General features: G+C 54.7%; 11 protein-coding genes and 1 tRNA gene. 9 read left to right on the forward strand and 3 right to left on the reverse strand.

What is annotated here, in order from left to right:
- Window positions 1–325: 325 nt before the first annotated feature.
- Together M0974_RS17095 and M0974_RS17100 are read right to left on the reverse strand one after the other, a co-directional pair.
- Window positions 326–402 (reverse strand) — tRNA-Thr (locus M0974_RS17095).
- A gap of 130 nt (window positions 403–532) precedes the next feature.
- Window positions 533–967 carry a prepilin-type N-terminal cleavage/methylation domain-containing protein gene (locus tag M0974_RS17100; RefSeq protein ID WP_297839128.1) on the reverse strand — a complete coding sequence of 145 codons (435 nt, stop codon included), beginning with the start codon at window positions 965–967 and terminating at the stop codon, window positions 533–535.
- 222 nt (window positions 968–1189) lie between these two features.
- On the opposite strand from M0974_RS17100, the gene pilB reads away from it, so the two are divergent.
- Genes pilB through yacG form a run of 5 tightly spaced genes read left to right on the forward strand, consistent with a single transcriptional unit; the run spans window position 1190 to window position 5806 of the window.
- Window positions 1190–2890: a type IV-A pilus assembly ATPase PilB gene (gene pilB / locus M0974_RS17105; RefSeq protein WP_297839151.1), complete on the forward strand. Its 1701-nt coding sequence runs from the start codon at window positions 1190–1192 to the stop codon at window positions 2888–2890.
- A gap of 2 nt (window positions 2891–2892) precedes the next feature.
- On the forward strand, window positions 2893–4110 hold the full coding sequence (locus M0974_RS17110) for a type II secretion system F family protein (protein ID WP_297839130.1): 1218 nt from the start codon (window positions 2893–2895) through the stop codon (window positions 4108–4110).
- Window positions 4111–4113: 3 nt separating this feature from the next.
- Complete coding sequence (locus tag M0974_RS17115; protein ID WP_297839133.1) at window positions 4114–4986, forward strand: A24 family peptidase; 873 nt, start codon at window positions 4114–4116, stop codon at window positions 4984–4986.
- Window positions 4983–5606 (forward strand): dephospho-CoA kinase, encoded by a 624-nt coding sequence (coaE, locus tag M0974_RS17120; RefSeq protein ID WP_297839135.1) that lies wholly within the window; start codon window positions 4983–4985, stop codon window positions 5604–5606. The genes M0974_RS17115 and coaE overlap by 4 nt, the downstream gene beginning before the upstream one ends.
- Window positions 5603–5806, forward strand: a complete 204-nt coding sequence (yacG, locus tag M0974_RS17125; RefSeq protein ID WP_297839137.1) for a DNA gyrase inhibitor YacG — start codon at window positions 5603–5605, stop codon at window positions 5804–5806. The genes coaE and yacG overlap by 4 nt, the downstream gene beginning before the upstream one ends.
- 26 nt (window positions 5807–5832) lie before the next feature.
- On the opposite strand, the gene M0974_RS17130 is transcribed toward yacG, so the two are convergent.
- Entirely contained in the window at window positions 5833–6531 is a 699-nt protein-coding gene (locus M0974_RS17130; protein WP_297839154.1) for an energy-coupling factor ABC transporter permease, read from the reverse strand.
- A 146-nt stretch (window positions 6532–6677) separates the two neighbouring features.
- Here M0974_RS17130 and M0974_RS17135 point away from each other — a divergent pair, with 146 nt between their 5' ends.
- Genes M0974_RS17135 through M0974_RS17150 form a run of 4 tightly spaced genes read left to right on the forward strand, consistent with a single transcriptional unit; the run spans window position 6678 to window position 9378 of the window.
- Window positions 6678–7307 carry a DUF1780 domain-containing protein gene (locus tag M0974_RS17135; protein WP_297839139.1) on the forward strand — a complete coding sequence of 210 codons (630 nt, stop codon included), beginning with the start codon at window positions 6678–6680 and terminating at the stop codon, window positions 7305–7307.
- Window positions 7304–7813 carry an MOSC domain-containing protein gene (locus M0974_RS17140; RefSeq protein WP_297839143.1) on the forward strand — a complete coding sequence of 170 codons (510 nt, stop codon included), beginning with the start codon at window positions 7304–7306 and terminating at the stop codon, window positions 7811–7813. Before M0974_RS17135 ends, M0974_RS17140 begins: the two co-directional genes overlap by 4 nt.
- A 36-nt stretch (window positions 7814–7849) precedes the next feature.
- Window positions 7850–8023: a DUF3094 domain-containing protein gene (locus tag M0974_RS17145; protein WP_297839146.1), complete on the forward strand. Its 174-nt coding sequence runs from the start codon at window positions 7850–7852 to the stop codon at window positions 8021–8023.
- A gap of 56 nt (window positions 8024–8079) precedes the next feature.
- On the forward strand, window positions 8080–9378 hold the full coding sequence (locus M0974_RS17150) for an NAD(P)/FAD-dependent oxidoreductase (protein ID WP_297839149.1): 1299 nt from the start codon (window positions 8080–8082) through the stop codon (window positions 9376–9378).
- The last annotated feature ends 397 nt before the right edge of the window (window positions 9379–9775 follow it).

Genomic DNA, 9775 nt, shown 5'->3' on the forward strand with positions numbered 1-9775 from the left:
AAGGCGGCCATCTGTGCAACCTTGCGCTCATTGAACGCCATCTTTTTCTCCTTGATTGTCACGAAAGTAGCCGTAACGCTCATGATTTGTTGCTCTATCCGCAAACGCGACCAGCTCATCGCTGGGGACCGGAGGAGTATGGGCTTGCAGGATATTGAGCTCAAGTCAGCCAAAGCGGACGGAAAGGGTAGGATGTGAGAAGGCAAAGTGATGCCTAAAACGACATAAGGTTTGAAAGGATTGTACCCCTGAGGGGAAGCGACGAATGTTGATAATCACGGGATGTAAAAAAGCCCCGAGTCGTGAGAATCGGGGCTTTGGGTCTTGGTGCCGAAAATAGGAATCGAACCTACGACCTTCGCGTTACGAGTGCGCTGCTCTACCGGACTGAGCTATTTCGGCGATTGAGAGAGGCTAGCATTGAGCCAACCCTCTCACAACTAAACCCTAGCCCAACAAACGTGGCATTGAGACGGCCATAACCGGCAGCCTATGACAGGCCCAACCCCGATTCGAACGTCTCCAGTAAGGCTTAGTTCCTGACGTAGCCGTTAGCTACGCAGGCACCGCCCCATGTCCAAGTTATAGCAGTGTTAGCGACTGGTGCGGAAGGTGTAAGTGTGCATGTATCCCCAGCCACAATCCCTTTATATGCATTTGGTGTAGCAGTAATCATAGCGCTCGAAGCAGTGATTGCAATACTGGACAAAGCGGGCCCAGCACCTGGCATAGTTATACCTATAAGCGCTGGGGTATCACAACCAATATAGTTTCCAGCGCCTACGGCTAGCTGCTGAGCACAAATACTGATGGCAGCCTTTATTGGGTCCATAGCAGACGTGATCTCTGCATAGGCCGCTTTCTTGATGTAATTCTGATAAGCAGGTAGGGCCACGGCCGCCAGAATCCCGACAATCGCAACCACGATCATCAGTTCGATAAGTGTGAAGCCTTTTTGCAATTTCATGATGTCTCTCCGCACGTCAATTAAGTACCGTCTGAAACTAACCGAAGCACGGCCCGTGCCAAGCCGTTCAATCCGCCGTTTCAAGGTATGACCGCTCGCTTGCGCAGGAAAACGACGCCTACAACCGCACAAACTGACAATTTTGGTCAGTTTTTCTTCGAAGATTTGGCAGCGCAGCCCGACTACGCTATAACCGTCACACTGTCTGTATCTGGTGGTTTTATGACTGATGTCGCTTTAACAGGTTTGGCGAAACAATTGGTAGTCGCCGAATTACTCAATGAAAAAGCAGCGCTGGACGCTTATCAAAAAGCTCAACGAAGTAAAATTTCGATTGTCAGCTACCTGGTACAGAACAAGCTGGTGAAGAGTCTGGTGCTGGCAGAAATTGCATCGGAGCAATTCGGGGTGCCGTTCATGGACCTGAGTACTCTCGACAAAGAGGGGCAGCCAAACGGTCTAGTGAGTGAAAAATTGATTCGCCAACACCACGCACTGCCTCTGTGGCGGCGTGGTAACAAATTATTTGTCGGTGTGTCTGACCCAACGAATCACCAAGCCATTACTGACATTCAGTTCAGCACGGGGCTGACTACCGAAGCCATCTTAGTGGAAGATGACAAGCTCAGCGCTGCGATCGAAAAATTCTTCGAAGGCTCCAACGCTAGCTTGGGCGACATGGCAGATGTCGACCTGGAAAATCTCGATATCGAGAGCCTGGACGACAAGAAGCAGGATTCCATAGCAGGGCAAGACGCAGACGACGCACCGGTCGTTCGCTTCGTTAACAAAATGTTGCTGGACGCCATTAAGCTGGGTTCATCCGACCTGCACTTTGAGCCGTACGAAAAAACTTACCGCGTGCGTCTGCGAACCGATGGCATTCTTCACGAAGTGGCCAAGCCGCCCATTCATTTGGCCGGCAGAATTGCTGCGCGATTAAAGGTTATGGCAAGCCTTGATATTTCCGAACGGCGGCGCCCACAAGATGGGCGGATCAAGCTGCGAATTTCAAAAACCAAGGCCATCGATTTCCGTGTTAATACATTGCCCACTTTATGGGGCGAAAAAATCGTAATGCGGATTCTCGACCCCTCGTCAGCACAGATGGGCATCGACGCACTTGGCTATGAACCGGAACAAAAGGAACTCTACCTCGCAGCGCTGAAACAGCCACAAGGCATGATTTTGGTAACAGGTCCAACCGGCTCAGGTAAAACGGTATCGCTGTATACGGGGCTAAATATTCTCAACACCGTGGACATCAATATCTCCACGGCCGAAGACCCGGTTGAAATCAACCTGGAAGGCATCAATCAGGTCAACGTCAACCCACGGCAAGGCATGGACTTTTCGCAGGCACTGCGCGCCTTTCTGCGTCAGGATCCGGACGTAATCATGGTCGGAGAAATCCGTGACCTAGAAACTGCCGAGATTGCCATCAAAGCATCGCAAACCGGGCACATGGTGTTATCCACCCTGCACACCAACAGTGCCGCTGAAACATTGACCCGCTTGCAGCACATGGGTGTGGCTTCATTCAACATTGCCACGGCTATTAACCTGATCATCGCTCAGCGACTCGCACGTAAGCTATGCCCAGCGTGCAAGAAAGAAAGCGATATACCTCACGAAACGCTGATCAAAGAAGGCTTTCCCGAGGCTAAAATCGGCACATTCAAACTCTACGCTCCTGTTGGGTGCGATAATTGCAATAACGGCTATAAAGGGCGAGTCGGTATTTATGAGGTGGTGAAAAACACCCCAGAATTACAACGGCTCATCATGGAAGAAGGTAATTCGATGGATATCGCTATTCAGATGCGCAAAGACGGTTTCAACGACCTGCGTACTTCCGGATTGATGAAAGCGATGCAGGGCGTGACCAGTCTTGAAGAAATCAACCGCGTGACCAAGGATTAAGCATGGCGACCAAGGCAGTAAAAGTCAGTGTTTATTCGTGGGAAGGCACGGACAGGAAAGGCGCAAAGCTGACTGGGGAATTGAACGGGCACAATCAGGCGTTGATCAAGGCCCAATTGCGCAAGCAGGGCATCACCCCCCTTAAGGTGCGTAAGAAATCCATCTCGATTTTCGGTGAAGGCAAAAAAATAAAGCCCATGGATATCGCGTTCTTTACGCGACAAATGGCGACCATGATGAAAGCAGGGGTTCCGCTGCTACAGTCTTTCGACATCATTGGGGAAAGCTCTGGCAATCCTAGAATGCGCTCCCTGGTAAATGAAATAAAACAAGAAGTCGCAGCAGGCAACAGCTTCGCTTTTGCGTTAAAGAAAAAACCAGAATATTTTGACGATTTGTATTGCAGCCTGGTTGACGCAGGCGAGCAAGCGGGCGCGCTTGAGGCGTTGCTGGCACGAGTCGCAACCTATAAAGAGAAAACCGAGGCCCTTAAGGCAAAAATCAAAAAGGCTATGACCTACCCTATCGCAGTGGTGATCGTAGCGCTGATTGTTTCAGCGATTTTGTTGATAAAGGTTGTGCCTCAATTTCAGTCTGTTTTCTCCAGTTTCGGGGCGAAACTACCTGCATTCACACTGATGGTCATCGGTCTGTCTGAGCTTTTGCAAAAGTGGTGGTATATCGTTATTGCCGGAATGTGGTTGGCCATATTCTTATTTAGGCGCGCTTATAAAACCTCGCAAAAATTTCGCGACACACTTGATAGAGCGTTATTGAAAGTTCCGGTTATCGGACCCTTAATTTACAAGTCATCGGTCGCTCGATATGCACGAACTTTGTCCACAACGTTCGCTGCAGGCGTACCACTGGTCGAGGCGCTCGATTCTGTCGCCGGGGCCACCGGCAACGTTGTGTTCAAAAATGCCGTCAACCAAATTAAATTAGATGTTTCCACCGGCATACAATTGAATGTCTCCATGCGCAGCACTGGCGTATTCCCGACCTTAGCCATTCAAATGGCCGCCATTGGCGAAGAGTCCGGCTCGCTCGACGGAATGCTCGATAAAGTCGCCACTTACTACGAAGACGAAGTCGACGGCATGGTCGACAACATTACCTCCCTCATGGAGCCGTTCATCATGGCCGTTCTAGGCGTGGTCGTCGGCGGCCTCGTCATCGCCATGTACCTCCCTATCTTCCAGCTCGGTAACGTAGTCTAAAACATGCCCCTGATTAACCTCTTGGCCAGCTCACCGCTGGCCTTTGTCATTTGCACCCTCGTGTTAGGCCTCTTGGTCGGCAGCTTCCTTAACGTCGTCATCTACCGCCTGCCCATCATGCTAGACCGTGACTGGAAGTCCCAATCCCGCGAAATGCTCTCGCTCCCCGCCGAACCAGAGCCCGACACCTTCAACCTGATGCTCCCTCACTCGCGCTGCCCACACTGCGCCCATAAAATCCGTGCTTGGGAAAACCTGCCCGTTATCAGCTACCTGTTTCTCGGCGGCAAGTGTTCCAGCTGTAAGGCACCGATCAGCAAACGTTACCCCATCGTTGAGCTCGCCTGCGGATTGCTCTCGGCGTTTATTGCCTGGCATTTCGGGTTTGGCTGGCAGGCGGCGGCGATGTTGGTGCTGGCGTGGGGTTTGTTGGCAATGAGTTTGATCGATGCGGATCATCAGCTGTTGCCAGATGCGCTGGTGTTGCCGCTGTTGTGGTTGGGCTTGATCGTTAACACCTTTGGCCTATTCACCAACTTGCACGATGCGTTGTGGGGGGCAGTGGCGGGTTATATGAGCCTGTGGCTGGTGTTTTGGCTGTTCAAGTTGGTCACCGGCAAGGAAGGCATGGGTTATGGCGACTTCAAGTTGCTGGCGATGCTCGGTGCTTGGGGTGGCTGGCAGATACTTCCGCTGACGATTTTGTTGTCGTCGCTGGTGGGCGCGGTGTTGGGCCTGATTATGTTGCGCCTGCGCAATGCCAGCACTAGCACGCCGATCCCCTTCGGTCCTTATTTAGCAATCGCGGGCTGGATCGCTTTGCTCTGGGGTGGTCAAATAACCGACACCTACATGCAGTTTGCCGGTTTTAGATGACTAACCCTGTTTTCAAACCCTGGATTCTCGGCCTTACCGGTGGCATCGGCAGCGGTAAGAGTGCGGCTGCCCAGCACTTTGTCGACTTAGGCGTGCACTTGGTGGACGCCGATCATGCCGCCCGCTGGGTGGTGGAACCTGGCCGTCCGGCGCTGGCGCAGATTGCCGAGCATTTTGGCCCGAGTGTGCTGCAGCCCGACGGCCAACTGGACCGCAGTGCATTACGCGGCCTGATCTTTCAGCACCCTGAACAACGGCGCTGGCTTGAAGCTTTGCTGCATCCGCTGATCGGCCAAGAGATCGTGAACTACCTGGCTCGGGCAGAATCGCCCTATGCGATTTTGGTTTCGCCGCTGTTGGTGGAGTCGGGTCAGTACAAGATGACGCAACGGGTATTGGTGATCGATGCTCCGGAGGCTCTGCAAATCCAGCGCACCATGCTGCGCGACAGCACCAGCGAGGAACAGGTGAAGGCCATTCTCAGTGTTCAGGCGCATCGCGAGTTGCGCCTAAGCCATGCTGATGATGTGCTGGTCAACGACCGCGATCCTGCTTGGCTGAAAAGCGAAGTCGAGCGCCTGCATCACTTTTATTTAACCTTACATGGAGGCCAACCATGAGCCAGCCCTTGACCGTCGAATGCCCTACCTGTGGCGCCCCTGTGGAATGGAGCGCCGCTAGCCTGTTCCGGCCGTTCTGTTCTGATCGCTGCAAATTGATCGACTTGGGCGCGTGGGCCTCCGAAGAGCACGCGATTCCGGTCAGCCCGGACGCTGAAGATGAGTCGTTCTCCGGCGATTTCCCGTCACGGGAACATTGATCCAGCGCGGCCGCCGATTGCAACGATCAGCGGCCGCCCTTTGATGGCCCGTCCTCATTCCAAGGCGCGGACAGGTAACGGGTACGGTTGAAGGTCTCCAGCCATTCGGGACAGAACACCACCAACGCGCTGACGACCATGCCGTTGATGAAGGCTTCCGGGAAGATGATCAGCCACAGGTAGCCGACAAAATCCTCCAGCCACTCCGGCATCGCGAACAACCCATCAAACCACAGCACCACCAAGCCCAGCAGCAGGCACAACAAAGCCGATAATGCCGCCGCCAGAAAGCCCGAGCAGTAGATATACACAAAGGGGTTTTTCGGCTGAGCGCGCTCGACCAACAGGGCGCAGGTTTCGGTCACCAGCACCGGCAACGCGATCAATAGCAAGCCGTTCACGCCCAGCGCGGCAAGGTCTTGTCGACCGAGCAATAGCAAACCCAGTTGCGCCACCAGCCCACCGACGATCGCCAGCGGCCAATCGAGTAGTAGCGTGACAGCGGTCATGCCAATGAAGTGATACGAGACGCCCGTGTCGAAATCCCGGCGCACCAGCCATAGCAGAAACAGCGCGAACACCGTGCCGTAAAACAGATGTTGGCGCCTGGCATCGGTGAACAGCTCGACCCACGGTGCACGCCAAATTGCCCACAGCACTACCGGCACATACAGCACCCACCCCAAGGTCATGGTTTCGGCTGACAGCACTTGGGCGCTGATCATGGCGCGTAGCAGAGCAGTAGAACCAGGCAAATGCTCACACAGATCTCCTTGTTATAGGTTCTGATTGTCGAGGCGAAGACGCTAGAAAGTCTAGCTTGCCTTAATCTTGCTTTCAGTTATCACGATTTGAACGCTAAGCTTGGGCTATGGATGACTCTGACTACTTACGCCTGCTCACGATCCAGGCCGAACAAGCCAACGCGTTTCTCTCCAATGCGCGTAAGTGGGAGCGTGAGCGCTGGGTTTGCCAGCGGCTGTTGCAGGGCCTGAACATCCCGCACCGCAATGAAGACTTCACCCCGGCCGGACAAGAGCCCCCCGATGTGTTGTTTCGCGACGCCAGTTTTGAGGTGTTTTTTGTGCTTGATGAAGGTCGACGCCTGAACGACGAATGGCGCGAGGAATTGCAACGGCGGCGCAGTGCATTTTCCTTGAGCCAACTGGTGCGCCGTGAAGCAAAACCCAAACGTATTTCCGCGCCAGAACTGCTGCAGCGGCTGGCACCCACCTTGCGCAAGAAAGCGCACAACTACCGCGAGCGTGGCCTGGATTTGTCCGAGTTGGATATCATTGCCTTCGCCAGCCTCAAGCGTGAAGTACTTGATTTGAACAGCCATTTCCCACCGCCAACCGAATACCTGCGCCAAGGTTGGCGCTCCCTGTCATTGGTCGGACCGACCTTCGCACGTGTGTTGTTTGCCCATCCTGGAGCACCGGACTTCTTACGGACCAACCTCGGCCGCAGTGTGGTGTTCGACGTCGGTATCAGCTTATGAGTCCGCTGCAGGAACTGCTCGCCGACGTGCCGCAGCAGGGTCGGGTGCGCTGGATTGGCGTGCGCCCTGAATCGCGTGTGGACATGATCGAGCTTGAAGCAGCGGAGGCACGCCGCGAAGCAGGACTGACCGGTGATCACTCACGACCCGGCCCGCGTAACGCACGGCAGGTGACGCTGATCCAATGGGAGCATCTGGCGGTAGTCAGCTCGTTGCTGGGCCGCGCTGAAGATAACCCCATTGTGCCGCAAGATTTGCGGCGTAATCTGGTGATCAGCGGGATCAATTTGTTCAGCCTCAAGGGTCGACGCTTCAAGGTCGGTCAGGCGATTCTGGAAACCACGGGATGGTGTCAACCTTGCGCGCGCCTCGAACATCGCCTCGGCCACGGTACGTTTCAAGCTGTGCGCGGCCATGGCGGAATTACCGCGCGAGTGCTACAAAGCGGAATCATTCGCCTGGATGACGCCCTGCGTGTCGAACCGCTGGAGTTTATTCCAACCTGATTTTTACTCGCGTGTTTCATTTCAAATGAGGCTCACATGACCAGCCGCCTGAACCCTGACGACCAACAACGTGTCGAAGAGTACCTGCAAACTTCCCAGAATCAAGTCGAGCGCCGGCCTTTTCGGCCATGGCTGCTCCTTATTGTGGTGGTGGCCGTCACGGTTGGCCTAGGCTTGCTGAGCCGTTTCTTGAGCTACATGGCGCTATGAACTGACTGGCGCCCGTGCTCATCCCCCCGAATTCCTTAGCCTTATGAGATACCTTAATGACCCATCGCATCGTAATCGTTGGCGGAGGCGCCGGCGGTCTGGAGCTGGCTACCGGCCTGGGTAAAACCCTGGGCAAACGCGGCACCGCCAGTGTCGTGTTGGTCGACGCCAACCTGACGCACATCTGGAAACCATTGCTGCATGAAGTGGCCGCGGGCTCGTTGAATTCATATGAAGACGAGCTCAACTATGTGGCCCAGGCCAAGTGGAATAACTTCCAGTTTCAACTCGGGCGTATGACCGGACTGGACCGCGCCAATAAACAATTGCACTTGGCCGCAACCCTGGATGAGGACGGCAACGAGCTGGTTCCGGCTCGCAGCCTGGAGTACGACTCGCTGGTGATCTCCGTCGGTAGCACCACCAATGACTTCAATACCCTAGGTGCCGCTGAACATTGTTTGTTTCTGGACACGCGCAAACAGGCCGAACGCTTCCATCAGCAGTTGCTCAACCGCTACCTGCGCGCCCATGCCGGACAGACCGATGTCACCGAAGAAATCACCGTGGCGATTGTCGGCGCAGGTGCGACGGGGGTTGAGCTGGCCGCCGAACTGCATAACGCCGCCCATGAGTTGGCCGCGTATGGCTTGGGCCGCATCAAGCCGGAGAACTTGCGCATTACCTTGATAGAGGCGGGCCATAGGGTGCTCCCGGCATTGCCAGAGCGTATCGGCGGCCCGGTGCACAAAACCCTGGAGAAGCTCGGCGTAACGGTACTGACCAACGCTGCGGTCAGCGAAGTCACTGCCGACAGTTTAATCACGGCCAACGGCCAAGTGATTCCGGCGACTCTAAAGGTCTGGGCAGCGGGTATTCGTGCGCCTATGTTTCTCAAGGACCTGGACGGGCTGGAGAGCAACCGCATCAATCAGCTGCAAGTGCGCCCTACCCTGCAGACTACCCGCGACGATAATATCTTTGCCTTCGGCGACTGCGCAGCTTGCCCACAACCGGGTACTGACCGGAACGTACCCCCACGGGCGCAAGCGGCTCACCAGCAGGCCTCACTGCTGATCAAATCGCTGAAGCTGCGGATCGAAGGCCAGAGTTTGCCTGCGTACAAATACCGTGATTACGGCTCATTGATCTCGCTGTCGAGTTTTTCAGCGGTGGGTAACTTGATGGGCAATCTAATGGGCAGCGTGATGCTTGAAGGCTGGCTGGCACGGATGTTCTATGTGTCGCTGTATCGCATGCACCAGATGGCGCTGTACGGGATGTTCCGTACAGCGATGCTGATGCTCAGTAGCCGGATTGGCAAAGGGACAGAGCCGAGGATGAAGCTGCATTAAATCCGCGCCCGAGGGCAGGCCATGAATCAACTTTATGGCCTGCCACATATCCAACTATAGGAGTGGGGAACCCTGTGGGACCGAATTTATTCGGGAAGGCATCTGCATATTCAACACCCTCGGTGGCTGACCCACCGCATTCGCGAATGAATTCGCTCCCACCGGGATTAGATTCATCCTCGGGCTTGCATACAGCAGACCTCAACGATCCAGCCAAATCCCAGGCATAAAAAAAGCGTCCCGAAGGACGCTTTCTTTAATTGGCTTCGATGCGCGGAGCATCTGGCCTGTATCTTCAAACCCAAAACAACAAGGGTAGAAAATGGTCGGGGTAAGGGGATTCGAACTCCTGACATCCTGCTCCCAAAGCAGGCGCGCTACCGGACTGCGCTATACC

This window comes from Pseudomonas sp., assembly GCF_026224925.1.
GTDB lineage: Bacteria > Pseudomonadota > Gammaproteobacteria > Pseudomonadales > Pseudomonadaceae > Aquipseudomonas.